This window comes from Streptomyces sp. NPDC002785 (assembly GCF_040295565.1).
Classification (GTDB): Bacteria; Actinomycetota; Actinomycetes; order Streptomycetales; family Streptomycetaceae; genus Streptomyces.
In genome coordinates, this window is the sequence record NZ_JBEOVN010000018.1 from 1 (window position 1) to 25,867 (window position 25,867).

Genomic DNA, 25,867 nt, shown 5'->3' on the forward strand with positions numbered 1-25,867 from the left:
GGAAGGAAGCGACGCAGAGCGTCGCTGACTGACGACAACGCCGCAAGCGGAGTCGCAGGGCGTCGGGAGCCCGCTCCCTGTCGTGGGGGAGGTCGTTACGGAGCGGCTCGCCGCAGTTCGATGGTCCCCCTGCCCGAATCACTCTGCAGCCACGGCTGCCGGTGTCCGCTTCATGTTTCCGCCCCCGTGGCCATGTCTTCCGGTGAATTTCACCGGTGGTCATGACCACGATCCGCCAGGCGGGGCGGGCGGACGCGGGTCTTGAACGACTTCAGAGGTGGGGCCCGGAGCCGGGGCTCCGGTGTGGGGGGCTCGGAGGTGGGGGATGGAGCAGCTGCCCGGGTCAGCAGGTACCCATGACCTTGCCCGCCGAGGATGCCGGCGGGCAAGGGACTTGAGCCAGTTCTGAGCTTCCGGGACCGTTCTGACCTGCTACTTCTTCTTGTTTGCCGGGGCTCCGGCAGGCTGCGGCTTCTTGAAACCGATGTCCTGGTAGTGGGGCGCGCCGAAGCCGAAGGCGCCGACGTTCGCCAGCTTTTTGTCGGTCGCCACGAGCTGCGGACGCTGGTAGAGCGGAATCGATCCGGCGGCGGCCCAGATCCGGGCGTCCGCCTGCTTCATCAGGTCCCGGGCGGTCCCCTCGTCGAGCTCCGAGACCGCCTGGTCGAAGAGCTGGTCGATGTGGTCCGTACCGACGCGGGCGTAGTTCTGCTCGACCAGCAGGGAGCCGTCGGTGGCAGGCACCGGCTTGGCGAAGATCGGGCGGTCGTCGGTCGCCGGGTAGGCGGTGGCCGGCCAGGAGTAGAGCGCCAGGTCGTAGTCGCCGGAAGCGACGTGGTCCTGGAAGTAGCTGTCGTCGGAGACCTTGGTGATGGCCGTACGGATGCCGATCGAATCGAGCATCGCCGCGATCTTGTCCCCGACGGCACGCACCGGTTCCGACCCGGGCCCGGCCGGCAGGACGAAGCGCAGGGTCAGCGCCTTGCCGTCCTTGCCGAGCGGGCCGCGGTGCGTGTCGGGGGCCTGGGCGGGGGCCGCGGTGCCCGCGGAGGCGTACGCACCGGCGGCACCGCCCGACCGCTGGTCCTGGGCGGCGTCCTTGGAGGGGACGTCGTCAAAGGCGCCGGGCTCGGCCAGGTAGCCGGCCTGGCGCAGCAGAGCGGCGCTGTGGATCGCGGCGGCGGGGGCGGGGGCGAGGACCTGGGGGGCGTCACGGGCTCCGTCGCCGTCGCCGGGCTTGCTGTCGTCGCCGATGCCGGTCTTGCCGGGCTTCTCGGACGGGGCCGCCTTGTCGCCCTTCCCGGCGGTGGTGTCCTTCGCCTTCGTGCCCTTCTTCTCGACCTCGCTGCCCGCCTTGGCGCCGTCCGGCTTCTTGACCGCGCCCTCCCTCGTCCAGCCCGCGTCGGCCAGCAGCGCCTGCGCCTCCTCGGTGTCCTGGCCGCCGAGTGCCCCGCTGCTGTCCTTGTAGGCCGGCTGACCGACCAGGGCCAAGTGGCTGCCGAGTGGCGTGGCGGGCAGACCGAGCGGTTTGAGTACGGTGTCGACGAGCTCCTGGCGGTTCAGGGCCCGGGCGACCGCCCTGCGTACCCGGTCGTCGGCGAGCGGCCCGGACTCGCCGTTCAGTGCGAGCTGGGTGTAGGCGGGCTCCAGCGACTTGCGGACCGCGTACGCGCGCAGCTTGCCCTGCTCGGCGGCGTACGCCTGGGCGGCTGCCCGGTTCTTCTCCCTGGCCGCCTGTGCGGCCGCGGCCTCCTTTTCGTCCGAGCCGTGTGCCTCGGCCCAGGAGCGCAGCGCGGCGGCCGGGCCGGCCCCGGAGCCGGGGCCATGGGCGAGCGGCTGTCCGTTGCCGCCCTTGTCGCGGGCCGCCTGCACGATCCGGTGCGCCGCCGCGGCGTCGATGCCGGCGACGTCGACCTTCCCCTCGGTCAGGGCCTCGGTGCGGTCCTGCGGCTTGACGGCCCGGAAGACCAGCGAGTCGAGCTTGGCCCGGCTGCCCCACCAGCGCGGACTACGGACCAGGGTGACCTCGCCCTTCGCCGTGTCCACGCTGCCCAGCCGAAACGGTCCCGCAGTGGCCTTGAGGGTGGTCCGCGCGCCGTCGTTGAAGGCGCCGGGGGAGCCGGTCACCTCCTTCGGGTACAGCGGGGAGAAGAGCGAGCGCCAGTCCGCGTACGGCTTGGCGAAAGTGACCCGGACCTCCTGGTCGTCGGCGCCGCGCTCGATCTTCTCGATCCGCTCGTAGCCGGCGTTGCGGGCCGTCCAGAACGCCGAGTCCTTGCCGTTCAGCGCCCGCCACTGGGCCACGAAGTCGGGCGCCCCGATATCCCGGCCATCGCTCCACACCGCCTGCGGGTTGATCCGGTAGAGCACCACCTGCCTGGGCTCGCGCTCGACCACCTTCGCGGACTTCAGATAGTCCGGATTGAGCTGCGGCCTGCCCTTGGCGTCCAGCGGGAAGAGCGTCGGCAGCAGGGCGCCCGTGATGCGGGTGGTGGAGCTGTCCGCGTCGGCCTGGAAGGCGTTGAGGGTGGTGGGCATGGCGTCGATCGCCCAGTTGACCGTGCCCCCCGCGGCGACCAGGTTCCGGGCCGCGACCGCGATGTCCTGGGGGGCAACGGCCCCGGCGGAGCCGCCACCGTCGTCGGAGCTGCAGCCTGCCAGTACGGGGAGCGTCAGCACACCCGCCGTGAGGAGCGCGAGCGAGCGGCGCTTTCGGGCCGTCCCCCTCGGGACGCCGACGTGGGACATGGCTGATACCTCCGGGGCCGGCCCGGCCCACCCGCACGCGAATGGGCCGGATTGTGCGTTTCTGGTGGCATATGCAGTTGATCACACTGGTTCCGTCCGTCCACTGAAGGCGCCCCCGCGCGCGAGGCGGCGCAGACACGGCGTCAGCGCCCTCGAATCCCACCCGTGCGGCGGAACGCCCCGAAGAGGCCGGGAAGGCCCGGACTCGTCACAACCGGGGCGTGACGCGCGACACTCCCGCCGGCATCGTCCCCGGTTCCGGGCCCGATCGCCGGGTCGCGGGTGACAGAGGGTGGACCTAGCCTCACCCATGTGATGCCGCTCGTGAGCCGTACCCGGATATCCACACCGGGCCGGGCCCTTCTCGCCGTGCTGTCGACGGTGTGCTGGCCGGCCCTCCTCGCCGCGCCGACCGCTCACGCCGACGATCCCGTCACACTGTCCAAGAACGGGCAGATCACCGACAAGGTGGGGGCGCTCGGGAACCGCAGGAACCAGGTCACGGCCGCACTCGACCGGCTGTACGCCGACCGCCGCATCCAGCTCTTCGTGGTGTACGTACGGGACTTCTCCGGCCGGTCCGCGCAGAGCTGGGCCGATGAGACGGCCCACCGCAACGGCCTCGGCCGCCAGGACGTCCTGCTCGCCGTCGCCACCCACGACCGGCAGTACGCGTACACCGTCGAACAGGGCTCACGCCTCACCGACGCCCAGCTCCAGGACGTGGCGAGCAGGGCGATCGAGCCCGCGCTCAGGGAGCACGACTGGGCCGGCGCGGCGATCGGCGCCGCGAACGGGTACTCCGCCGTGCTGGCCGGCAAGACCGTGCCCACCCCGACGATCACACCCGGCGTCACCGATCCCGGAACCGGGGGTTTTGGCGCGACGAGCGCCGTGGACCTGATTCTGCCGGTGGTCGTCGTCGGCGGGGCGGCAGCGGTCGCCGGCTGTGCGTACGTCCGGCGCAGGAGGCGGTTCACGACCCGCACCACGCCCGGTGCGACCGGCTGGGGACCGGGCACGTCCGGATCGGGCGGGCCGCCCCGGCCGCCGACTCCGTAGCCGGAGCCTGACGTCCAAACGAGGAGACGCGATGCCCCGCCCGACTGCGCCGGGTGGTGTTGCAGGGTCTTCGCGCCCCGGCGGTTTCAGGGCGGGCAGGGCCCCCGGCGGCGGCCTCCTGAACCGCTCAGAACATGCTCAGCAGCTGCTCGACCGTGCGCTCGGCGGCCGGCTTCCCGTCGGGCAGCGCCAGTTCGAACCAGACGGTCTTGCCGCGCGGTGTCCGTCTGGACCCCCAGGCCGCACTCAGCAGCCCGACCAGCTGCAGCCCGCGCCCGCCCTCGTCGGTGTCGCGTGCCCGCCGTCGCCGCGGCTGGACGAGACCCGCGTCCCACACCTCGCACACGAGCGTACGGTCGCGCAGCAGTCGGAGCCGGATCTCGCCCTCCCCGTACCGCAGGGCGTTGGTGACCAGTTCACTGACCAGTAGTTCGGTGGTGTCCACCAGCTCCTCGAGGTCCCAGGTGAGCAACTGGTCACGGGCCAGTTCGCGGGCCCGGCCGACGGAGCGGGGTTCGCGGGGCAGCCGCCAGTCGCCGACCGCGTCGGCCGGCAGCCCCTGGATGCGCGCCATGAGCAGGGCGATGTCGTCCTCGCCGTGCCGGGTGTCGAGGGTGGTCAGTACGTGGTCGCAGACGTCTTCGAGCGGCCGTTCCGGTTCGACGAGCGCGCTGCGCAGGGCATCCAGTCCTTCGTCGAGCGGGTGGTCGCGGGACTCGACGAGGCCGTCCGTGTAGAGGGCGAGCAGGGCACCCTCCTTCAGTTCGACCTCGACCTCCTCGAAAGGTTCGCCGCTGACGCCGAGCGGCATCCCGGGCGGCACGTCGAGCAGCATGGCGGGTTCGCCCGGCTCGACCACGGCAGGGGGGAGATGGCCGGCGTTGGCGAAGGTGCACCGCCGGGTGACCGGGTCGTAGACCGCGTAGACGCAGGTCGCGAGGTACACCTCGGAGAGGTCTGCCTCGCGGGACCTGTGAGCGGCCCGTGAGAGCCACTGGGCGCCGCCGCCGAAACCATCGGATGAGGAGCTGCTGCCGCCGGGGGTGCCGAGCCCGCGGGCGACCTCGTCGAGCGCGGAGAGCACCTCGGCCGGTTCCAGGTCCAGGAGAGCCAGGGTCCGTACGGCGGTTCGCAGTTCGCCCATGGCCACGGCGGCCCGCAGGCCACGGCCCATGACGTCGCCGACGACGAGAGCGGTCCGGTGGCCGGGGAGTTCGATCACGTCGAACCAGTCGCCGCCCACCTCGGTGGCGGTGTTGCCGGGGAGGTAGCGGCAGGCGATGTCCAGGCCGGCGGCCACGGGGTCACCGGGTGGCAGGAGACTGCGCTGGAGGATCAGCACGCGCTCGTGCTCGCGCCGGTAGAGGCGGGCGTTGTCGATACAGACCGCGGCGCGGGCGGCGAGTTCGGTGGCCAGTGCACGGTCTCTCTCGCCGAAGGGTTCGCTGCCCTTGGTGCGGGAGAACTGGACGAGACCGACCACCGTGTCGTGAGCGACCATCGGTACGGCGAGCGTGGACTGGACGAAGCCCCGGTCGTCGCCGGGCACATCCTCGACATGACCGGTGCGCAGGGCAATGGCACAGGGCGAGCTGTACGAGAAGCGGTGTACGGCGCCGAGCTCGGGCGGACCGGTGCCCGTGTCGGGTGCGAAGGCGTCCGCGGCGGTGACGGGCAGGGCGTCCGACACGGCGCTGGCAAGGGCGACGCGGCGCAGTTCGGCTGAGCCGCCGACGGACTCCTGACGGAGCGAATCCCAGCTGCCGGGCGGTGCGTCGTCGCCGGTGAGCAGCCCCTGGTAGAGGTCGACGGAGGCGAGGTCGCAGAAGCCGGGCACCGCGACATCGAGGAGTTCGCGGGCGGTGGTCTCCAGGTCGAGGGAGTTGCCGATTCTGGCACTGGCCTCGTTGAGCAGGGCGAGATTGCGGCGGGCGCTGGCTGCCTCGCGGGCGGCGATGTGCCGGCGGGTCACATCGGTGGCCAGTCCGGCGATGCCGATGGGGCGGCCCGATCCGCTGTGCACACGGTAGAGGTTCATGGACCAGTGGCGGCTTTCGCTGTCGCCGGGCGCGGTGCCGACGAGCTGGAGATCGGTGACGGATGCGCCGGTCTCCAGAACGCGCTCCAGCGTGGCGGTGAGCCGGTCGGCCTCGGGGCGGGACAGGTAGTCGTCGACCGTACGGCCGCGGTGGTCGGCGGCCTGGCCGCCGAAGACGGTGGCGAAGCGCTGGTTGGCCCGTATCACCGTGAGGTCCGTACCGAACAGGACGAAACCGAAGGGGGATTGGCCGAATATGGCCTGTGATGCAGCAAGGTCCGTCTCGATGCGGCGCAGCGCGCGGACGTCCACGACGATGCAGAGCGCGGCCCGTTCCCCCGTCTCCGTCTCGCTCGGCATCACATAGATCTCGGCGAGCCCGTGCACGGGGTCCTCGCCCGGTATCCGGAAGGGGACGAGGCCTGTCCACTCCTTGCCGTCGAGGATCTCGCGGACCCGGCGGTGGCCGTCCGTGCACAGTTCGGCAGGCATGAACGCCTCGACCGGATCCATGCCCACCGCTTGGTCTGCGGAAATGCCGAAGAGGCCGGCGGCCCGCCGGCTCCACTGCTCGATCAGGCCGTCGGGGCCGATCGAGAAGGAGGCGACCCTGATGTAGTCATAGATCGAGCCGGGCGGGCTGCTCTGCCACACAATGCCGCCCGCCGTCCCAGGTATTTCGCTCACGCGACCGTCCCCTCCAGCTCACACACCGGACCGGTCCTGCCCGCAGTATTCAGCACTGCGGCCCCTACCGACACGGCGTTCACGATCACAGCACGGTCTCAGTCCCTTTCAGCCAGGTTCTGCCCGACCTCTGGTGATCGCTGTGCGTCCCACCCCCACTCCTAACCAGGCAGGGCCAGCTCGAACCACACGGTCTTGCCGGTCTTTCCGCGCCTGGTCCCCCAGCGGCGAGCAGAACAGGCCACCAGCTGCAGCCCTCTGCCACCCTCGTCGTCGGGTCCCGCCCTGCGTTCGGTGGGCGGATCCGGAAGCGGATCGGAGACTTCCACGAGCAGTCCGGGGCGGGTGGCGGGGGCGTGACCGTTGAGATGAGGGCGCAGCAGCCGTACGCCGATAGGGCCCGATGTGTACTGCATGGAGTTGGTCACCAACTCGCTGACCAGCAGAACTGCTATATCCCCGACGGCAGCGTCGAGCCCCCAGCCGCGCAACGCCTCATGAACGGCATGCCGCGCGGAACACACGGCGCCCGGCACAGCCGGAAAGGTCCACTCGGCGCAGTCGCCTTCGGTGTCGATCACGCCGATCACTTCCCAAGACCAGCAACGGGGAACGTCCTGTTTACGGGGGTTAATCAGGACATACCCGATATTTGGGGTGGCCTATCGCCGGGATCGACACGTGGGGCGTACGGGTGTATGGCCGCGCGCACGCACCGTTGCGGACGGGGAGAGGGGCGCACGGGGCAATCGGCGCGCGCCGCCGTAATCCACGCCGTCATCGCTCGCCGCAGCGTTCCGCATCAGTGGGGGCGCCGTCCGGCAGGCGGCGCATCGCCTCCGCGACCGCGGGCAGGTCCTGATCCAGCCAGTCGACCGCGTCGCTCTCGCCGGGCCCGAGCCAGCGCAATTCGTCATGGTCCTGGAGCGGTGCGGGCACCCCGGACACCAGGCGGGCCGTCCACACCCGCAGCACGTACCCGGGCTTCAGCGGCCACTCACCGGGGATGCGCTCCAGCGGTTCCGCCTCCACGCCGAGCTCCTCGCGGAGTTCCCGTACGAGCGCCTGCTCGCCGCTCTCCCCCGGCTCCAGCTTCCCGCCCGGCAGCTCCCACCGGCCGGCCAGCTCGGGCGGGGCGCTCCGGCGCGCGGCCAGCAGGCGGCCCCGGTCGTAGACGGCTCCGGCCACCACCACACGATCGTTCATGAGCCGGAGCGTAACGCCCCCGCCCCGCTCCCGGCGGACCCCCTCCTAACGGGCGTCCTGGCCGATGCGCTCCACCCAGTACAGCTGCTTGTGGCCATGGGTATCGAGCTTGTCGGCAATCTGCTGGGCCTCGCCCTGCGTGGCATATCTGCCGACGCGGTAGCGATTGCCGTTGTCGTCCTGCCGTATCACCAGCCACAGGAGCTCGGCACCGCTGTCGCTCATCGCGCCCCTGCCCGGCATCGCACCCCTCCCTCGAACGGCATGTACGTCTCTAAGGATCCCCAGGAAACCGCAGTACGCATATGCCGGACCCTACGCCTGACCTTCACTCAACGGATGCGTAATTTCACAAGGAGATACCGATCCGGCCATAAATGACGGGGCACACCCAGTCGGATGCGCCCCCGCAGGCAGCTACGCCCCGGCCCCGGTGCCGCGTTGCCCCGGTCCCTACGGCGCCTCCGTCGCCGCCGTGCGCACCGTCGGCGGTGGCGGTCCAGGTGATGCCCACGTTCGAACAGAAGCCCAACAGTTCGTTGACGGCCGCGAGCTTCGCACAACTGCGCCTGGGAGCCGGGACATCGAGCCCGGCCGGAAAGTCCGTGGCCGGCGCCGCCGGCATCCCGGTCGGCGCCTCGGCCGTCTTCGGTGCGGCCGTGTCCGTCATCGGTGACTTCCCGTTCGCCGCCCGGTGTGCGAGTACGAACGGGAAGACAGGGGCGGGACATGACAAGCCATGACAGCCGGTGATTGCCGCTCGGTTACGGGACCCGCCAGAGCATCAACTTGTCGTCACCGACCCCCTGCAGCGCCCTCCGCGCATCGGTCACCTGACCGGAAGGTGGTAGGCGATCCGGAAACGATCGGCGGGCACCACCACATCAGCCGTCTCGACCGGGCGACCCGATGCGTAATACGTACGCTCGATCACCATCACCACATGGCCCGGTACGCCGCCGAGCGCCAGGAGCTCCTCCGCCAGCCCCGGGCGCGCGCCGACCTGCTCGGCCACGTTGTCCACGACGACATCGATCGCGGCCATCCGCTCGACCACGCCGCAGCCGCCCAGCGGGCCCTCCTCCGGCAGCATCACGGGCGTACGCCCCGTCACAGCGAGGGGTTCCCACGAAGTGGAGAGCATCATCGGCTCCCCGGCCTCCCGGAAGGTGTATCTCGTACACATCACCCGGTCGCCCGGCTCGATGCCCAGGCGCTCGGCGATCTCACTGCTCGCGCCCTCCTGCTCGCTGCGGGACTCCCAGGTCCCGCGCACCCCCTCCGCCGTCTGCTCCTGGCGGAACGGGCTGGCCCCGGCCCCGGTCCGGTAGCCGGAGCGAGCGATCCGGCGCGGGACCGGGCGCTCACGCACATACGTACCGGAGCCGGAGCGCCCCTCGACCAGGCCCTCGGCCATGAGCACCTTGCGCGCCTCCAGCGCGACGGTGTCCGAGACTCCGTACTCCTCGCGGATACGGGCCTGCGAGGGCAGGCGCGCATGCGGCGGCAGCGAACCGCTGACGATCTTCTCTCTCAGATCGCCCGCAACGCGCAGATAGGCGGGCTGCTCACCGAAAGTCACAAGCCACTCCCAACAGGTTGACAGTCTGCAACAGCCTCGCAACCGTCGGTTGTGGATCGCAAGTGCAGGCCAGGGTTTCACCCGAAGTGATGATTCATCATGCTGGACACGAGTGACACCGCGGCCAAGTTCACCCACATCACTACGCGTTGGCAGGGCCGAGCCGAAACGAGTGGGCCAGAAAGGACATGGGCATGACAATCTCTCCTTTCGTATTCCTCACTGCCGACGTCCCGGCCGACAGCGAAAGATTGACCGACCCACGAGAATCGCACAAGGGTGCGTTGAGGTGTGCCATACCTTCACCACTCAGCCACCACACGCCTGACATGCTGACGGGTATGGCCATGTATCTCTGCTCGCAGGACGGCACCCGCGCCGAAACCACCACCCTCACCTGGTGCTGCCCGGTCTGCCGCGGCCCCTGGGACCTCGATTTCGAGGTCGCCGGGCCGATCTCGCTCAACTCCCTGACCGGACGCGTCAATTCACTGTGGCGTTACGAAGAGGCGCTGCCCCTCGCCTCACCCACGACCACCCTCGGCGAGGGCCGCACCCCACTCGTCCCGCTCACCGGCACGGTCACGGCCAAGCTGGACTTCCTGATGCCGACGCTCTCCTTCAAGGACCGCGGCGCCGTGATGCTCGCCGAACTGGCCCGCCGTCTCTCGCCCGAACGCGTCATCGCGGACAGCAGCGGCAACGCCGGCACGGCCGTCGCCGCGTACTGCGCCCGCGCCTCGCTCCCCTGCACGGTGTACGTCCCCGAAGGCACGTCCCCGAAGAAGACCGAACAGATACGGGCCCACGGCGCCCGCCTGGAGATCGTCCCCGGCGACCGTGAGGCCACCGCGCTGGCCGCCCGTACCGCCGCCGACGCCCCCGGCACCTTCTACGCCTCGCATGTCTTCAACCCGTACTTCCTGCACGGCACGAAGACCTACGTGTACGAGATGTGGGAGGACCTCGGCGGCCGCCTCCCGGACGCCATCGCCGTACCGGTCGGCAACGGCACCCTCCTCCTCGGCGCGGCCCTGGCCACCGCCGAACTCCACGCCCAGGGGCTGATCGACGAACGCCCGGCGCTGATCGCCGTACAGGCCGAGGCCGTATCACCGCTGGCCGCCGCCTTCCGCGCGGAAGCGGACGGGCTGCTCGACGCACCGGCCGGCGCAGCCACCCCCACCCTCGCCGAGGGCATCGCCATCCCACGCCCGCCGCGCGCCCGTGCCATCCTGGCCGCGGTACGGGAATCGGGCGGCACCTTCCTGACGGTGACCGAGGAGCAGATCCGTACGGCACAGCTGGATCTGGCCGCCCGCGGGTTCTACGTGGAGACGACGGGCGTCGCCTGCTGGGCGGCGGTCGGTGGCTGGACGGACCGGAGCGTCGTCGTACCCCTGTGCGGCGCAGGCCTCAAAACCGGCCTCGCCGGCTGACGGGCGGCCACCGGCCTTTCACCCGCGCGCCGCGCGCCGTGCACCACCGCTCGGCGCGCGCGTCCATACCTTCGTACGGTGAGCCTCTCGCGCGTCTGTCTCCTCACGACCCTGACATCCCTGACGTCTCTCGTCGCGGGCGCCCTGATCGCGCCGCTGCCGCCCCTCTCGTACGCGGCCGCTCCGCTCCCGCCCGCGTCCGCGGCCTGCGGCCGGGACACCGACCCCGCCTGGGCGCCGACCTCCACCCGGTTCGGCGAGGCCGACGGATACGACCCCTACTCCGGCAATGGATATCTGGCCCACCGAGTGCCCCCCAGGGGCGCCGGATATGCCGCGTCGGGCGAGAAGACCGGCTGGCCGCTGTTCACTCCGCGCTACGACGGCGCCTTCGTCTCCGGCCTGTTCGGGCGCGACAAGGACCTCGCTGCCGGCCGTGAGGTGGCCGCCGCACTGCCGGCCTGGACGACCCTCGACGTACGCGTCGGCAACGAGACCTACGGCTCGGCCACGCCTCCGGGCCGGATCTCGCGCTACCGCCGGACGGTGTTCCTGCGCTGCGGTCTGGTGCGTACGTCGCTGCGCTGGACCACGGCCGACGGGCGCGCGACGGACCTGACGTACGAGGTGCTCGCCGACCGGTCCGATGTGCACACCGGCGCCGTGCGGCTGCGCATGACGCCGCGCTGGAGCGGTACGGCGACCGTCACCGGCCGCCTCGACCCGCGGGGCGCACGCCGGATCACGCTCAACAACGACGGAACGTTCCGCACGCAGGGCACCGGGACAGCGGGCGCGATCGTCCAGACGATGCGCACCGGCGGACCGGAGTCGGCGCACGTACGCGGCACCGACCGGGTGCGCAGCACGGTCCGGGTACGCAACGGGCGCACGTACACCTTCGAGAAGTACGTCGCAGTGGACACCGCGCTCACCTCGTCCGCCCCGCGCACCGCCGCCCGCGAGGCATCCCGGCGCGCGGCCCGGCGTGGCTGGTCCGGTGTCCTCGCCGCGAACGCCGCCGCCTGGCGGCAGGCCTGGGCGGCCGACATCTCCGTACCGGACAGGCCACAGCTGCAGCAGTGGCTGCGGTCGGCGCAGTACGGGCTGCTCGCCTCCACCCGGACCGGGTCCCGCGACAGCATCGCACCGGCCGGTCTGACCAGCGACAACTATGCCGGCATGGTGTTCTGGGACGCCGAGACCTGGATGTATCCGGGGCTGCTCGCCACCCGCCCCGAACTGGCCCGTTCGGTCGTCGAGTACCGCTACCGCACACGCGAAGCAGCCCGCAGCAACGCCCAGAAGCTGGGATTCCGGGGCCTGTTCTACCCATGGACGAGCGCGAGCAAGGGCGACCTCTGGACCGAGTGCCGGAGCTGGGACCCCCCGCACTGCCTCACCCAGATCCACCTCCAGGGCGATATCTCGCTCGCCGTCTGGCAGTACTACCTGGCGACCGGGGACCGCGACTGGCTGGCCGGGCACGGGTGGCCGCTGCTTCAGGGGATCGCCGACTTCTGGGCCTCGCGGGCCACCGCGAACGACGACGGCAGCTACTCGGTGAAGGAGGTCGCGGGCCCCGACGAGTACAGCAACGGCGTCACCGACGGGGTCTTCACCAACGCGGTCGCGGCCACCGCCCTGCGCAACGCCACCCGCGCGGCGCAGTTGCTCGGGCACCCCGCACCGGCCGAGTGGACGCGGGTCGCGAACGGTCTGCGCATCCCGTACGACCCGAAGCGGAAACTCTTCCTTCAGTACGCGGGCTACAACGGCTCGACGATCAAACAGGCCGACACGGTGCTGCTGATCTACCCGCTCGAATGGCCGATGGAGCCGGGCGCCCGGGCGGCCACACTCGACTACTACGCCGCGCACACCGATCCGGACGGTCCGGCAATGACGGACTCGGTCCATGCGATTGCCGCGGCCGCTATCGGGGCACCCGGCTGCGCAACGTACACCTATCTCCAGCGCGCCGTGCGCCCGTTCATGCGCGGCCCGTACGCCCTGTTCAGCGAGGCCCGCGGCGCGAAAGCGGGCGCGCAGGACCTGCTGTCGGGCGCGCCCGCCCAGGACTTCCTCACCGGGAAGGGCGGATTCCTCCAGGTCTTCACACACGGTCTGACGGGCCTTCGGCTGCGGGAGGACGGGGTGCGCCTCGATCCGTTGCTGCCGCCACAGCTGGGCAAGGGCGTCACGCTGACGGGGCTGCGCTACCGGGGCCGTACGTACGACATCGCGATCGGCCCCCTGACGACGACGGTCCGGTTGACCTTCGGCACCCCCTTCACCGTCCACACCCCTACCGGCCCCCGCCTCCTCACCGGCACGCTGACCCTCCCCACCCGCCGCCCCGATCTCGCCCGGACGGCGGACGCGGCCCGCTGCCGCCCGACAACAGCGACTTCCGAGACGCCCGGCCTGTACGCGGCCGCCGCGGTGGACGGCAGCCCGGCCACGGCCTGGTCCCCGAACGGCGCGACGGGCACACTGACGGTGGACTTGGGGCGCGCGGCCCCGGTGACCTCGATCGAGCCGGAGTGGACGGACGCACGCTTCTCCTCCTACCGCCTGGAGACATCGGTGAACGGCACGGACTGGCAGCCGTACCGGTCGGGGGCGACGGCCCGTCTGGTGCGGCTGACGGTCACTTCGCAGGACACGGAGAAGCCGGTGGGTGTGCGGGAGTTGAGGGTCGCGCAGCCTTAGACCGACCGGCACATGGGGGACCGGAACGGTTCTCCGAGCCGGCCGGCCTGCCCGACGAACCGCTTCCTCGCCCACTCACCGGCCGGCGTATCCCCTCAAGGCGTGCGGAGGTGCGTTCGCCAGGACGTGCACCTGCGGGTCCCCCGGACTGCTCAGATGCCGGGTGGGACAAGTCGGGTGTAAGGAACGCCGACACTGGTGCCACCAGGGGTGACGACCCTGACGGTGACTGCGCCCACCGCACCGGGCGGTACCGTGACTATCAGCTGGGTGTCGGAGACCACGGTGAAGCCGGCAGGCACGCTCCCGAACAGTACTGCGGTGGTATACGTCAGTCCGACGCCGGTGAAAGTCACCGTGTTCCCGCCTGCCGACGGCCCCTGGTTGGGTACCAGACCAACGACGACCGGCGCACTCAGATACACGTAGGGCGCACCGTTGCTCGTGCCACCGGGCGTGGTGACGGTGACCTGGACGGTGCCGGCGACACCGGGCGGAGCCGTCGCTCTGATCTCCGTGGCCGAGACAATGATGTAGTTGGTCGCCGCCGTCACACCGAAGCGAACCGCCGTTGCCTGAAGGAGATTCGCACCGGTCAGCGTCACGGAGTTGCCACCGCCCACCTGCCCGGCCCCGGGGATGGCACTACTGAGAACCGGTGCGCCGACGTAGTAGTAGAAGACGCCAGGGCCGCTGGTACCGCCGGGCGTGGTGACCGTGACGGGAACCGGACCCGGGCCGCCGGCGGGGACAGTCGCAGTCAGCTGATTCGCCGAGACGAAAGCGAACGAACTCGCGGCGTTCGCACCGAAGTGAACGGAGGTCGTTCCGGTGAAGCCGGTCCCGGACAAGGTGATGCTGTTCCCACCCCCGAGTGGCCCCTGGGCCGGAGCCACACTGCCCAGAACCGGAACGGCGACATACGTGTAGGGGATCCCCGCGCTGGTGCCGCCGGGGGTGGTGATCGTGACATTCACGGTGCCGACGGGCGCGGCGGGGGCGACCGCGGTGGCCTGTGTCTCGGAGACCGCGATGAACGCGGCGGCCACGGTACCGAAACGGACCGAGGTGGCGCCGGTGAAGCCGGTTCCGGTCAACGCGACCGTGTTCCCGCCCTCCACCGACCCCTGGTTGGGGGCGATGGAACTGATCGTGGGCGTCGCGATCGTGTAAGTGAAGCCCTTGCCGCTGCTGGTTCCATCGGGCGTGGTCACCGTGATCTGTACGGTGCCCGCACCGGCCGGTGCGACTGCGGTGATCTCGGTCGCGGACACCACGGTGAACGAAGCGGCGGGAGTACCGCCGAAGGCGACCGCGGTCGCGTTGGTGAATCCGGTGCCGGTCAGCGTGACGACCGTTCCGGCGGGCCCCGAGAAAGGGCTGCTCGTGGTGGTGACGGGGGCCGCCGCGGCTGTCGACGGTTGCCTGGGGTGGGGCGTTGAGCTGTCGGAGCTTTTCACAGCCGTTCTCCTGTCCGGGTGACGTGATCGCTGGGATGTGATCGGGGTGTTGTGGACGGGATGCGGGGATCGTGGCGCCGCCCGGACCTCCTGGCCGGGCGGCGACGAGCGAGTGGTGCCGAGCGGGTGCCCGCCCGGCCGGGCTCGTCATGCCCGGACCGGGGCGGACATCATGCATCCGGGGGCGGTACCGGCGCCGGGCGCTGTTCCGCGCCGGCAGTCGGTGCCGCAGCCGTGACGGATCAGATGCCGGGGCCTGCCGCATAGGTGAAGGCGCCGACGTCCGTGGCTGTGCCCGCAGGGTTGGAGAGACCGACGTCGACCGCACCGGCGGCGCCGGGCGGGGTGACTGCGGACACCGTCGTCGCGTCGATGACCGAGAACGGTGCCGCCACCCCGTTGAACGTGACCTGGTTCGTCGAGGTCAGGTTGGTCCCCGTGATGGTCACCGCCGTTCCGCCGGATGTCGGTCCGGAAGTCGGAGTGATCCCGGCGATGGTCGGGGCGTCGATGTACGTGTACGACAGACCGTTGTTGGTGCCTCCGGCGGTCGTTACACTGACGCTCACCGGCCCGGCTGCCGCACCCGCGGGCACGACGACACTGATCTGGCTGTCCGAAAGCACCGTCGGCGTAACGGTATTGGCACCGAAGGACACCCCCGTGGCGGTGGACAGGCCGGTGCCGCTGATGATGATGGTGTTGCCGCCTGCGGTGGCGCCCGAGCTCACGCTCAGACCGGACTTGAACGGGGCGCCGACATAGAAGAACGGTGTCGGGTTACTGGTTCCGCCCGGGGTGGTCACCGTCACATCGACCGTGCCGGAGCCGGACGGCGAGACGGCGGTGACCTGGGTGGGCGAGACGTTGGTGACACCGGTGGCCGGGTGGGTACCGAAGAGCACGGCGCTGGTGCCCGTGAGGTTGGTGCCCGTGATGGTGACGGTGGTACCGCCGCCGGTGGAGCCCTGGTTCGGACTGATTGGCATGGTCGTCCTCCGTGTGTTTGAACTGACCTGTCCGGGAGTTGACGCTGAGTCGGATTCAGGTCAAGACCCATGGCCATGACTTGGGCCACCGGGCGCTGTCGTGCTCACGTGACTGATGGCGGCTCGCTCACGGCGGCGATGACCGCACGCGGGTCGCAGAGTCGGTGGCCACGCTCGTGGCCTCGGTGACGAGGTACTCGGTGTGCGCGGATGGCTCGCGCACCGCTCCCTTGCAGAGGCCGGGGGCAGTCGCACCAGCCCCTGCCGCTATCCGGCAGAGGCGACTGGTCGGATCCAAGTCCTCCACAGGGGTGCCCGCCGCGGCCGTCCGGAGCAGACGATGCCGAGGTCCGTCACGCATGGACGGTCGGCGAACAGAACGGTTGCGCGCCCCCGGAGAGGGATGGGCGGCCCACCGGTTCGGATACCAAGTGACCCATACAAATCGAATATGAGACAAGTGTCTTGACGGCCAGTCACCTGAACAGGCGAGCGCACAGGGGCGGGACGATCGGCACGCCGAGGGGACCCGAATCCGCTGCCTGTCGCATCAGGCGCCCCCTGTCCGCTCCCGTCGAGGCGGCGGGCCGGACCCGAGCCGCCGTGAAGCCGGACGGCTTCTGGTGGGGGCGGCCGGGTCGGTACCCCGATGCCGGGCGGGTGGGGGAACTGCTCCGGTCGTCAGCCGGGGCCGTCGCGCCACCCGGGTACATCGAGGAGCGAGTCGTCCACGCCGCTGGGTACAAGATCCCCTCCGAGCGCGCGGAGGCCGCCGCGTCAGGCCGCGGAGCCGGGGTCGGCTGTGCGGGGAAGGCCGATGGAACGATTCTCCTCCACGACCCGGTAGCCGGCGCTTGTGTACAGGTTCATCGCCACCTCGTTGCCGCCCCACACGGTGAACATCAGCGCCGAGTCGCCGGCCGCGAGCGTGGCCTGCTCGCCGACCGCCATCGCGGCCCGGCCGTAGCCCTTGCCGCGGTGCTGCTCGTGGACGTACAGCGCGTAGCCGAAGGTGACGCCGGGGAGGAAGCCGTGCTTCAACCAGCCGGTGCCGACCTGCTCGCCCGCTGCCTCGAGCACCAGGAAGGTGTTGTCGGGTGTCGCCAGGCCTTCGGGGATCAGCTCCGCGAAGTCGCGGTCGGACTTGCGTACGGCCTCCTCGGGGCTCAGGGCGCCCGCCCGAACGATGTCGCCGACGTAGGCGGCCTTCTCGGAGGCGAGCCACTGGGGATATTCGGCCTCGGTCATCGGCCGCGCCGTGACGCCGTCGAGGGGTTCCGGCAGGGAAGTGATGAGGCGCATCCTGGTCTGGCCCCGGACGGAGTAGCCGTCGAACAGCTCGTCCGCGGGCTCGGTGAGCCGTACGTCCAGCCGACGTGCGCCGCGCTCCGCGCACCAGGCCTCGGCCCATGCGCGGGCGGCCTGTTCATGCCTCCGGCCGGCGCGGGACACGTCGACCCGGAGGTCGCCGATATCGCCTGCGAGCGTGCCGTTCTTGTCGGCCACGGCCACGGCGACGTATCCCACCCGGGTCCCGGCGTCCATGATTTCGGCGACGGTCCAGTCACCGATGCGATCGCGTACTTCCTCGAGCCTGCGCTCCGCCGCAGCCGCACCGAGCCCGGCGGCGGTGTACGAGGCGCGTAGCCGCCGCTCGAAGTCCTTCTGCCATTCCGTGCTGTCACCAAGGGCGTTGAATTCCGTCACCTGATCACACTAACCACGTTGTCATGGACCTGGGCTTGTGTTTTCGGTGTTGATGCGCCCCATAACTCGCTTACCACCCACAGGACTTGCGGGCAGCGGTCGAATGCGCGTCGGGACAAGTCGATGCGGTCCACCGGCCCCTCACGTCCCGGCCTTGACGGCGGGCTGCCGGAGCGCCATCCGGGCCGGGCTGCTCAGCCGGAGCGGGCATGACGTACCAGGGTGTCGAACAGGTTCTGCTGGGAGAGGTCATGGCGTGCGGTGTCCTCCGGGTGCCACTGGCTCGCGGATCTCCAGGCGGGCCAGCTCCTCGGTGTCCGTGTGTGGAACCTGCCCACCCGCGGGCCCCGGGCAGGGGTGCTGAGAGGTGACGTACGGTCAGGTTTCCCGGCGCCATCCCAGCACGGGAAAAAAACCAGGGGCCCGACTCCGAAAAGTCGGCCCCCTTCCGACCTGCATGTTTGCCAGGTCAGCGACGTGGTGGTATTTCGCCCGCTACACGTTGAAGCGGCACGTCTGGGGGCTGATCCTGACCTGCGGCGAAGCCCCATCCAGGGCTCTGGCCAGGGGTTTCTCCGTTGGCATGCGTTGGTGTCCGACGGCCGCTTACGGGTGTCCTGCGGACTGTCTGCGGACCGGGCGGACGCCCGGCAAGGAGGAGGGCAGAGAGCGTCGATCTGCACAGCCTGCGCGGCCGTGACCATTTACGCCCGAAGACTTACGACCGCCGGTAGCATCGGAACCATGAGCAGTAGCAAGAAATACTCGATCAGCCTGCCCGAGGACCTCGCTGAGGCCGCACGCGCCCACGTAGGACCCGGCGGTTTCTCCGCTTACGTTGCCGAAGCCCTCGAACAACGGGTCGCTATGGACAAGCTCCGGGAGATCGTCGCCGACTTCGAGACCGACAATGACGAGCTCACCCACGAGGAGGTCGAGGCCGCCCGCGCGCTGCTGCGCCATGACCACCGACAGGTCGGCGGGGCCGCCGCCTGATGCCTGGCACCCTGCTGCTCGACAGCGAAGGCCTCTCGAAGCTCTACCGCAAGGACCGTGCCGTCGTGGCCCTGGTCCAAGCGGCATCAGAAGAAGGCGTCCGCGTGGCCACAAGCGCCATGACCACCCTCGAGGCGGACTACGAGCGCATCCACCCCGCCCGCATCAAGTGGGTCCTCTCCCGCGTCGACGTTCACGACGTCACCAAGGGGATCACCGACCAGGCTGCCACCCTCCTGCGGGCCCACCATCTCCACGGCCACAAGTACGCCATCGACGCCGCCTTCGCCGTCATCGCCCGCACCGCACCCCAGCCGGTCACCGTCCTCACTTCCGACCCCGAGGACCTGACGCTCTTGTGTGGCCCTTCCGTAGAGGTCGTCAAGGTCTAAAACGCCGGCCGCAGTCGCGCCAATGCCACAGCACCTCGCGGGGCAGGGGCTCCACGCGGACAGACACCCGTGCCCGACCCGCCAACAAGCGGGCCGGGCACATTTCCTGATGGTTCGTCACACGTTGAGCGGAATGTCTGCGGTCTGATCCTGACCTGCGGCGGAGTCCCGTCCAGGGCTCTGACCAGCCATTTCTCAGTTGACATGCGTTGGGTCCCGATGGCTGTTTACGAGTGTCCTGCGGACTGACTGCGGACTGGCCGGGGGCGCCGCGGCAGAGAAATCCATGGCGCACCCGCAGGGCCTGCAACGAGACTGCGCAGGTGAGCGACCGCTACCCCTGTCCCTGCTGCGGGCGTCTCGTCCTGGACGAGATGCCCGGCGCGTACGCCATCTACCCTGTCTGCTTCTGGGAGGACGACGCCATCCAGTTTCGGTGGCCCACCATGGATGGCGGGGCGAACAAGGTCTCCCTCATCCATCAACGACCTGGCCGACCACGCCCAAGTGATCCTCCACTCCCAGTTCTGGCAGGTGGACGCCGGCCGCACGTACGGCGTCTCCGGCACCGGCCTGGACTGGGAACTCGACTGGACTGAGCCCTGGGAGCACCTGGTCGAAGAGTCCCGCACCTGGCCCCTGCTGGAAGCCTCCGAAGCTCCCGCCGGCGACAACATCTTCGTCGCCCCCACCTGGATCGACGAGCGCTGCGACTTCGTGAACGACTGGACCCCGCCCGTGATCCTGTCATTCTCGATCGCTATGTACCGATCGCGGTCGACCCCGGTCACTCCAAGAAACAGACGGGAAACAACGGAGAACGAAAGAGGCAACGGGCAACACCGCCGAACCCCGATTCTCCAGGCGCGCGTCGTGCCAGACTCACTTTCGGATGCGGACCGAAACGACGCCGTCACAGCAGGTGTTCGCCGTCGGGTTCCGTGTCGACCGGTGATCGTCGGATGACGGCTCCCGTGAGGGCGGACGGCTCTCGCGGTCACTGTTCAAGGGGAGGTTGATGATGAGCACGACTTTACGTTTTGGCCCGGAACTTCGCCGTTTACGAGTAGAAGCGGGGCTGACTCTGACTGAGTTCTCCGTGGCGCTCAACTACGACAAGGGGCACATAAGCAAGGTCGAGCGCGGGGAGCGTTCCGCGTCCCCCGAACTAGCCCGGCGGTGCGACGCCTTCCTCGGCGCGGACGGCGAGCTGCAGCGCCTGGTCACCCGACCCGAGACGGACTCGGACTCGGGCACCGCCGAATCCCCCGCCGGTCCGAGCCGCTGGCTCGTCGGGCGCCGGGCGGTCCTCTCGGCGGGTACGGGAGCGCTGATCGACCTCGGCCTGAAACTCGGCAGTCAGGCGCTGTCCTCCGCCGACGCCCCCCTCCTGCCCTCCTTCCGCATGCAGTTCGACCAACTGCGGAAGCTCGGTCAGTCCACCGCACCCAAGGTCCTGCTGCCCCTGCTGGAGACGCAGACTCGCATGATCGCCGGGCTGGCCGCCGACGCCCGGTCCGTTTCTCGGGCCCCTGCGCTCCTGCTCGCCTCGCGGTTCGCGGAGTTCACCGGCTGGATGGCCCAGGAGGCCGGGGACAGCGACGCGGCACTCGGCTGGACGGGCGAGGCCGCCGAACTGGCGCGCGCCGGGGGTGACCCGTACCTCGGTTCCTACGCACTGGTGCGACGCGCCCTGGTCACAATGTACGGCGGGGACGCCGCTGGCACCGTCGCCCTGGCCCGCCGCGCCCAGAGCAGCGAACTCCCGCCGCGCATCCGGGGACTCGCGGCCCAGCGGGAGGCCCAGGGGCACGCGCTCGTCGGCAACGAAGTCGACTGCCTCCGCAGCCTCGACAGGGCGCGGGAACTGCTCGCCAGCGACGACGCCCGCAATGGCGCTGAGCCCGTGATCGGCACCTCCCATGTGAGCGATCCGGCGGCGATGTCGACCGGCTGGTGCCTGCACGACCTCGGCCGCCCCAAGGCCGCCGCCGAGGTACTCGACCGGGAGTACCGCCGCCTCCCGCCGCACGCGCTGCGTACCCGCGCCCGGTACGGCTTCCGCCGGTCCTTGGCCCATGCCGCCTCCGGGGAGGTCGAGCACGCGTGCGCGATCGCCGGGGATCTTCTGGGAGTGATGCCGGCCGTGCCCTCGGCGACGGTGAACAGCGACGTCCGGCGTCTCGCACGGGAACTCTCCCGGTTCCGGAGCAGCCGCGCCGTACGTGATCTGCAGCCCGCGCTGGCACGCGTACTCGCCCCCGCGCACGGCTGACACAGACTCGAGCCGCCCGGCTCGCCGGACTACCCGGCCCCTCCGGCCCTCCGGATCCCACGATCCCCGGCGGAACCCTCTGATCACCGCTCGACGCGTCGCATCGCGCCCCCGGCTTCTTCGGGCTGCCCGCGACCAGTGACGCACCAGGCGGCGCCCCTCCATCCGCACGCCCTCCCGTGGATGCGCCATGCCGTCCACACGGTCGGGACCTCATGGCCCGGGCGGACCGGAGCCCCGGTCCACAGCCCCGTGCCCGTTCACCCCGTCTTCCTTTCACGAAGGGAACCTTCATGCCCGACGTCTTCGTCAACTACCGCACAGGCGACGAGGAGTCCGCAGCGACCATGATCGCTCGGGAACTCGCCCGTCGGTTCGGCGACGAGCGGATCTTCTTCGCCAGCAACTCGATCGAGCCCGGACGCCGTTTCCCGGTGGAACTGGTCAGGGCGGTGGAGGAGTGCGAGGCTCTCCTCGCCGTGATCGGCCCGCGCTGGGCAGAGGTGCGGGGGGCCGACGGCCGCCCCGCCCTCGAAGCCGAGCAGGACTGGACCCGTCGCGAGATCCAGACCACGCTCGACCGCGGGGTCCTGGTGATCCCCGTGCTCGTCGGAAAGGCCACGAGGATCGACCGCTCCGTCCTTCCGGACGATCTTCTGGAGCTGGCGGACTGCCAGTACAGGCGGTTCGACCACCGCAACGCCGAATCGGACCTGGCGGCGCTCGGCGACACCCTCGCCCGGCTCCTGCCCGAGCTGGGTGCGGTGGACCGCGACGCCCGTGCGGCGCGGGAGCGGGCGGAGGCGAAGTCCCGCAAGAAGTCGGCCAAGGATGCCAGGCACACCAGGATGCGGACGCGCGACGTCGAACAGCGCGTGCGCGGCATCGGAAACCTCAACGGAGATCTGTCCGGCACCTTCGTCAACGAACCGCAGGGGCCCGTGAACACCGGTGGGGGGCACCAGTACAACGCTCCCCACTTCGAGGGCGACAACACCGGGGTCCAGTTCACCGCGGGCGACAACAGCGGTACGGTCCACCAACGCTTCGAGCGCGAGCGTCGGCGCTCGGACGACGGACGATGACCGAGCAGGACCGCGTCACCGTCAACGATCCGCGTGGCCCGGTGAACAATGGCGTAGGGCCCCAGTACGTCTTCTACGGCGGCGCGGATTGGATGATCCGCAAAGGGGTCGAGTCCCTCCGGATCGTCCGAGAGGACCGGGTGCGCCTGGCCGACCGGTTCGTTCGGCCGGTGGGCTATCGCATCGCCGCCGGCTGCCTGGAGAAGCCCGGATCGGTGGTGCTGCTGGAGGCTGCGCCCGGCAGCGGCCGGCGCGCCGCAGCGATCATGCTGCTGCACGAGCTCGGTGAGGACGCAGGCGCTGAAGAGGAGCAGGAGGAGGACCGGTTCGAGGAGCTTCCCGCCACGGACAAGGACGAGGCCACTCTCGCCCCCGGCGAGGGGGACCGCTTCCTCCTCGACCTCTCCGGGATCGCCGACGTGGAGGCGTATGCCAAGGCCCAGCGCCTCCTGGTCGTGCGCCGGTCACAGGTCCAGGAGGCGGGGGCCCACATGGTGGTCGTCCTGCCGTCGGGCATGGAGCACGCCCACGCGCCGGAGCTCGAACCGCACACGGTGGCGCTGGGGCGCCCTCGGGGGATCGCCGTCGTCACCCGGTACCTCCGTATGGACCGGATGGCCTTCCACTCCACGGACCTGGGGAGCTACGACCTCCAGCGCCTGTGCGAACGCTCCCCCATGCGGGAACTGGCGCGGCTCGCGGGGCTGGTGAGGTCTGCTCGCGACAGCGGCCGGTTCGGCGTCGACTTCGCGGGATGGCTCGACCAAGCGATGCACGCGGTGACCGACCGTGCCGGTGAGGTGGGCCGGCAGGTGGCCACGGTCCGCACCACGCCCGAGCGGGCCCTGCTGCTTGCGGCGGCAGTGTTCGAGGAGGCCCGCGCCGACACCGTCTACGAGGCGTGGCACGGCTTGATGAGGACGGTGAGGCACGAGGAAGAGACGACAACCGAGCTCGCACGGACGGATTTCGGGGAGCGATTGGCGACGCTCGGGATCGAGCGGGACCTGGAAGGGCGGCTCCACTTCGGGCGGCTGGCCTACGCCGACGCGGTACGGACGTACTTCTGGGCGAACTTCCCCGGGACGCGCGACGACCTCAGGAATTGGATCGGCCATGCCGCCGGGCTCCGCGGTCTGACCACCGACGACCGGGTGAACGTCGTCGTCCGCTTCGGCGAGCGGTCCCTGGCCGTCGGGCGGCCCGACCACCTCTTCGACCTTGTGGTCCGCTGGGCGGACCACGCGACCGGGGCGTCCTGCGACCCACGAGCCGTGGCGGCCCTCGAACTCGGTCTCAGCCACGAGAGGTTCGGGGGATGGTTCCGCAGACGGATGTACGAGTGCGCGAGGTCCGGCCCCTTGTCGGATGGTCTCGTTCGCGTCCTGACCGCTGCCTGCCTCCAGAGCCTCGGCGCGACGCACCCGGATCAGGCGATGGTGCGGCTCCATTACCTCGCCGTACGGAAGGGGGAGGCGGCACGCGGGGCCCGGGAAGTACTTCTCGACCTGGCCGGCCGCGACCGTCGGCCCTACCGGCTACTGATCGACCGCCTGCGGGACCGGACGCGTCGGGAGCCGCGCGGGGCAGAGCTCCATCTCCAGCTGCTCGCTGAACTGTTGAGGAGCGACCGGGCACCGGAGCCGCCGCCGTGGCCGGACCTGTTCCTGGGCTGGGAGACGGTTTTCTCCCATCCGCCGACGAAGCTCTGGAACCCGCTGGTGAGCAGTTGGCTGAACGCCGCGGCCGGCGACAGTACGCGGGAGATGGCGCTGGGCGTGATGGTCGGGGCGACACACGGCCGCACGGCCGCTCTGCACCGCCTCTACGCCATCGCCTGCGACTGGGCGGGGCCCAGGCACCACCCGTCCCGGGCGGCCGTCGCCGCCCTCTTCTGGCAGCACATCGACAACGCGCAGTACGTCCGCACGGAGAGTGCGAAGCGTGCGGGCGCCGGACCACGGACCACGGAAGAGGCACGATGAAACACCGCTTTCCCAGCCTGCTGTTCGTCGCTCTCTGCGGCCTCGCACCGGCTGTGCTCGGAAACCTCCTGCACTGGTCGGCGTGGCTGTGGGGCTTCATGTCCATGGTCACATCCTCGGGCTCCCTGCTGCTCGTGATGACGGTCCTCAGCGGTGGCCGCGCGTCGGCCGATCCGTACGAGCCCGAGGAAGCTGAGCCGCCCGCGGCGCCGACGGAGCAGCCGTACCAGGAGACTCGGGTGGTCGACGCGGCGCTGCCGAGCGCAACGGCCGGCTACGACTTCCTCTTCTCCGCCACCGTGTGGTGGAGGCCGGTCCCCGACCACGCCGACTGGTCCGACGGCGCCTCCCCAGCCCTCGCCGTTTCCTCGGTCGTCAGCCGGGCCCTGCAGGTCGTCCGCCACGAGGAGCCCGGCCGGGCGAGCTTCGCACGGTATCTCCTGGAAGGGGAGCTGGGCGCCCCGCTCCCGGACCGGAGCGGACGGGTGAAGGCCCTGGCGGCCGATGTGACACTGACCCTCGCCCCCGCCGACCGCGAGCGCCTGCGGAAATTGAACGACCTTCGCAAGGACGAGGAGCTCTGGGAGTACGAGCGTCAGCACGAGCGCAACAAGCGGGGCTACCTCGGTGACGACGTGCTCAAGAGCACGGGCAGCGCCGTGGTGTGGTGGCTGGCCCGTCACGAGGACGACATCGAGAAGGCAGTAGACATGATCGGTCCGCTCGCCCAGATCTCGGCGGCGGCCAAGAACGAGGAGGTGCCCGAGATCTTCCGGCACCTGCTCGTCCCGCCCGTGGACGCGCGGACCGAAGCAACCGTCGGAGGCCCGCTGTGGGACGGACACGCCCAGGGAGGAGGGACGTTCGACCGCGAGGAGGAAGTGGGGGTTTCGGATCGGCTGCTCCTGCTGCTGGCGGCGGTGGGCCTGAAGCCGGACATGGATGAGTACACGGTGTTCGTGCACCGTGTGGTGCGGAGCCTGGAGGCGGCCGGGCTGGACGAGGCCGCCGAGGAGATCAGGCGGACCCTTCTCCCGGCGCCCGACGAGGGGCCGGAGGGTGAGCCTCCGAGCGAGGGGGACACCACCGGGCCCTGGTCGCCGCGCTTCCAAGCCCCCAAGGGCGCGCCGTTCACCGACGCGGCCGCGGACCCGGATGCCGACGCGGACACGTTCACGCCGGGGTCCGCGGAGAGCGGCGCAGGCGAACGGAACCAAGACCGGCAGGAGACAAGCGAGGACGACATGGCGCCTCCCTACTTCTGGGACACCTCGCACAGCCCGCACCGGCCCGCCGCACCTCGCGCACAGGACGAGGACGACGAGGACAGGAGCTGATCCCGTAGACGGTCGGTCCTCCGAGGCTCCCCCTTCACCGCACACCGCGGCGGGGGAGCCTTTCCTGTCCCGGGACCTGGGCACGAGGAGGCTCAGGACCGCCAACGCTGCACAACAGCGCCGGTAAGCGACCGAGGCCTCACCGACTCCCGTACCTCACCTGA

General features: G+C 70.5%; 20 protein-coding genes and 1 pseudogene. 12 read left to right on the forward strand and 9 right to left on the reverse strand.

From position 1 onward, the window contains the following. Positions 1-432: 432 nt before the first annotated feature. Positions 433-2,748 carry an ABC transporter family substrate-binding protein gene (locus tag ABTZ94_RS07540; protein WP_351198489.1) on the reverse strand — a complete coding sequence of 772 codons (2,316 nt, stop codon included), beginning with the start codon at positions 2,746-2,748 and terminating at the stop codon, positions 433-435. A gap of 324 nt (positions 2,749-3,072) precedes the next feature. Here ABTZ94_RS07540 and ABTZ94_RS07545 point away from each other — a divergent pair. Next, positions 3,073-3,807 (forward strand): annotated as a pseudogene (locus tag ABTZ94_RS07545) (TPM domain-containing protein); the annotation flags it as partial. A gap of 130 nt (positions 3,808-3,937) precedes the next feature. Here ABTZ94_RS07545 and ABTZ94_RS07550 read toward each other — a convergent pair. The 4 genes from ABTZ94_RS07550 to ABTZ94_RS07565 all read right to left on the reverse strand — a co-directional run bounded on the left by ABTZ94_RS07550 (position 3,938) and on the right by ABTZ94_RS07565 (position 7,984). Continuing rightward, positions 3,938-6,502 carry a SpoIIE family protein phosphatase gene (locus ABTZ94_RS07550; RefSeq protein WP_351198588.1) on the reverse strand — a complete coding sequence of 855 codons (2,565 nt, stop codon included), beginning with the start codon at positions 6,500-6,502 and terminating at the stop codon, positions 3,938-3,940. 194 nt (positions 6,503-6,696) lie between these two features. Further along, on the reverse strand, positions 6,697-7,125 hold the full coding sequence (locus ABTZ94_RS07555) for an ATP-binding protein (protein WP_351198491.1): 429 nt from the start codon (positions 7,123-7,125) through the stop codon (positions 6,697-6,699). Positions 7,126-7,312: 187 nt separating this feature from the next. Further along, complete coding sequence (locus tag ABTZ94_RS07560) at positions 7,313-7,741, reverse strand: (deoxy)nucleoside triphosphate pyrophosphohydrolase (RefSeq protein ID WP_351198493.1); 429 nt, start codon at positions 7,739-7,741, stop codon at positions 7,313-7,315. Between the two features lie 45 nt (positions 7,742-7,786). Then, positions 7,787-7,984 (reverse strand): SPOR domain-containing protein, encoded by a 198-nt coding sequence (locus ABTZ94_RS07565; RefSeq protein WP_351198495.1) that lies wholly within the window; start codon positions 7,982-7,984, stop codon positions 7,787-7,789. A 263-nt stretch (positions 7,985-8,247) separates the two neighbouring features. Between ABTZ94_RS07565 and ABTZ94_RS07570 the strand changes: the two genes are divergently transcribed. Beyond that, positions 8,248-8,484 carry a hypothetical protein gene (locus ABTZ94_RS07570; protein WP_351198497.1) on the forward strand — a complete coding sequence of 79 codons (237 nt, stop codon included), beginning with the start codon at positions 8,248-8,250 and terminating at the stop codon, positions 8,482-8,484. Positions 8,485-8,570: 86 nt separating this feature from the next. On the opposite strand, the gene ABTZ94_RS07575 is transcribed toward ABTZ94_RS07570, so the two are convergent. Further along, a complete protein-coding gene (locus ABTZ94_RS07575; protein ID WP_351198499.1) occupies positions 8,571-9,323 on the reverse strand; it encodes a GntR family transcriptional regulator in 753 nt (250 codons plus the stop codon). A gap of 329 nt (positions 9,324-9,652) precedes the next feature. On the opposite strand from ABTZ94_RS07575, the gene ABTZ94_RS07580 reads away from it, so the two are divergent. Next, positions 9,653-10,762, forward strand: coding sequence for a threonine synthase (locus tag ABTZ94_RS07580; RefSeq protein WP_502967199.1), 1,110 nt, complete (start codon positions 9,653-9,655; stop codon positions 10,760-10,762). A 78-nt stretch (positions 10,763-10,840) separates the two neighbouring features. Further along, a complete protein-coding gene (locus ABTZ94_RS07585) occupies positions 10,841-13,477 on the forward strand; it encodes a discoidin domain-containing protein (RefSeq protein ID WP_351198503.1) in 2,637 nt (878 codons plus the stop codon). A 152-nt stretch (positions 13,478-13,629) separates the two neighbouring features. Here the strand turns inward: ABTZ94_RS07585 and ABTZ94_RS07590 are convergent, their stop codons facing one another. The 3 genes from ABTZ94_RS07590 to ABTZ94_RS07600 all read right to left on the reverse strand — a co-directional run bounded on the left by ABTZ94_RS07590 (position 13,630) and on the right by ABTZ94_RS07600 (position 17,633). Beyond that, complete coding sequence (locus tag ABTZ94_RS07590) at positions 13,630-14,937, reverse strand: IPT/TIG domain-containing protein (RefSeq protein ID WP_351198505.1); 1,308 nt, start codon at positions 14,935-14,937, stop codon at positions 13,630-13,632. Positions 14,938-15,179: 242 nt separating this feature from the next. Further along, positions 15,180-15,926, reverse strand: coding sequence for an IPT/TIG domain-containing protein (locus ABTZ94_RS07595; protein ID WP_351198507.1), 747 nt, complete (start codon positions 15,924-15,926; stop codon positions 15,180-15,182). Positions 15,927-16,703: 777 nt separating this feature from the next. After that, positions 16,704-17,633, reverse strand: a complete 930-nt coding sequence (locus ABTZ94_RS07600) for a GNAT family N-acetyltransferase (protein WP_351198509.1) — start codon at positions 17,631-17,633, stop codon at positions 16,704-16,706. A 744-nt stretch (positions 17,634-18,377) separates the two neighbouring features. On the opposite strand from ABTZ94_RS07600, the gene ABTZ94_RS07610 reads away from it, so the two are divergent. The 8 genes from ABTZ94_RS07610 (at position 18,378) to ABTZ94_RS07645 (ending at position 25,703) form a co-directional block, all read left to right on the forward strand. Next, the gene (locus tag ABTZ94_RS07610; RefSeq protein WP_351198511.1) at positions 18,378-18,629 is read left to right on the forward strand and encodes a hypothetical protein; all 252 of its coding nucleotides are present in this window, start codon (positions 18,378-18,380) and stop codon (positions 18,627-18,629) included. Continuing rightward, positions 18,629-19,021 carry a DNA-binding protein gene (locus ABTZ94_RS07615; protein WP_351198513.1) on the forward strand — a complete coding sequence of 131 codons (393 nt, stop codon included), beginning with the start codon at positions 18,629-18,631 and terminating at the stop codon, positions 19,019-19,021. Before ABTZ94_RS07610 ends, ABTZ94_RS07615 begins: the two co-directional genes overlap by 1 nt. A gap of 374 nt (positions 19,022-19,395) precedes the next feature. After that, positions 19,396-19,620: a CPCC family cysteine-rich protein gene (locus ABTZ94_RS07620; RefSeq protein WP_351198590.1), complete on the forward strand. Its 225-nt coding sequence runs from the start codon at positions 19,396-19,398 to the stop codon at positions 19,618-19,620. Continuing rightward, positions 19,529-19,987: a hypothetical protein gene (locus ABTZ94_RS07625; protein ID WP_351198596.1), complete on the forward strand. Its 459-nt coding sequence runs from the start codon at positions 19,529-19,531 to the stop codon at positions 19,985-19,987. Before ABTZ94_RS07620 ends, ABTZ94_RS07625 begins: the two co-directional genes overlap by 92 nt. A 52-nt stretch (positions 19,988-20,039) precedes the next feature. Beyond that, on the forward strand, positions 20,040-21,296 hold the full coding sequence (locus tag ABTZ94_RS07630; RefSeq protein WP_502967200.1) for a helix-turn-helix domain-containing protein: 1,257 nt from the start codon (positions 20,040-20,042) through the stop codon (positions 21,294-21,296). 293 nt (positions 21,297-21,589) lie between these two features. After that, positions 21,590-22,381 carry a toll/interleukin-1 receptor domain-containing protein gene (locus ABTZ94_RS07635; protein WP_351198517.1) on the forward strand — a complete coding sequence of 264 codons (792 nt, stop codon included), beginning with the start codon at positions 21,590-21,592 and terminating at the stop codon, positions 22,379-22,381. Further along, on the forward strand, positions 22,378-24,366 hold the full coding sequence (locus ABTZ94_RS07640; protein ID WP_351198519.1) for a hypothetical protein: 1,989 nt from the start codon (positions 22,378-22,380) through the stop codon (positions 24,364-24,366). Before ABTZ94_RS07635 ends, ABTZ94_RS07640 begins: the two co-directional genes overlap by 4 nt. Continuing rightward, entirely contained in the window at positions 24,363-25,703 is a 1,341-nt protein-coding gene (locus tag ABTZ94_RS07645) for a hypothetical protein (RefSeq protein WP_351198521.1), read from the forward strand. Before ABTZ94_RS07640 ends, ABTZ94_RS07645 begins: the two co-directional genes overlap by 4 nt. The last annotated feature ends 164 nt before the right edge of the window (positions 25,704-25,867 follow it).

Excerpts from the sequence above, each read along its gene's own strand:
- ABTZ94_RS07630 (WP_502967200.1), top strand. The coding sequence starts at position 20,040 with ATGATGAGCACGACTTTACGTTTTGGCCCGGAACTTCGCCGTTTACGA.
- ABTZ94_RS07640 (WP_351198519.1), top strand. The coding sequence starts at position 22,378 with ATGACCGAGCAGGACCGCGTCACCGTCAACGATCCGCGTGGCCCGGTG.
- ABTZ94_RS07635 (WP_351198517.1), top strand. The coding sequence starts at position 21,590 with ATGCCCGACGTCTTCGTCAACTACCGCACAGGCGACGAGGAGTCCGCA.
- ABTZ94_RS07560 (WP_351198493.1), bottom strand. The coding sequence starts at position 7,741 with ATGAACGATCGTGTGGTGGTGGCCGGAGCCGTCTACGACCGGGGCCGC.
- ABTZ94_RS07595 (WP_351198507.1), bottom strand. The coding sequence starts at position 15,926 with ATGCCAATCAGTCCGAACCAGGGCTCCACCGGCGGCGGTACCACCGTC.
- ABTZ94_RS07580 (WP_502967199.1), top strand. The coding sequence starts at position 9,653 with ATGCTGACGGGTATGGCCATGTATCTCTGCTCGCAGGACGGCACCCGC.
- ABTZ94_RS07610 (WP_351198511.1), top strand. The coding sequence starts at position 18,378 with ATGAGCAGTAGCAAGAAATACTCGATCAGCCTGCCCGAGGACCTCGCT.
- ABTZ94_RS07615 (WP_351198513.1), top strand. The coding sequence starts at position 18,629 with ATGCCTGGCACCCTGCTGCTCGACAGCGAAGGCCTCTCGAAGCTCTAC.
- ABTZ94_RS07620 (WP_351198590.1), top strand. The coding sequence starts at position 19,396 with ATGCCCGGCGCGTACGCCATCTACCCTGTCTGCTTCTGGGAGGACGAC.
- ABTZ94_RS07565 (WP_351198495.1), bottom strand. The coding sequence starts at position 7,984 with ATGCCGGGCAGGGGCGCGATGAGCGACAGCGGTGCCGAGCTCCTGTGG.
- ABTZ94_RS07540 (WP_351198489.1), bottom strand. The coding sequence starts at position 2,748 with ATGTCCCACGTCGGCGTCCCGAGGGGGACGGCCCGAAAGCGCCGCTCG.
- ABTZ94_RS07645 (WP_351198521.1), top strand. The coding sequence starts at position 24,363 with ATGAAACACCGCTTTCCCAGCCTGCTGTTCGTCGCTCTCTGCGGCCTC.
- ABTZ94_RS07570 (WP_351198497.1), top strand. The coding sequence starts at position 8,248 with ATGCCCACGTTCGAACAGAAGCCCAACAGTTCGTTGACGGCCGCGAGC.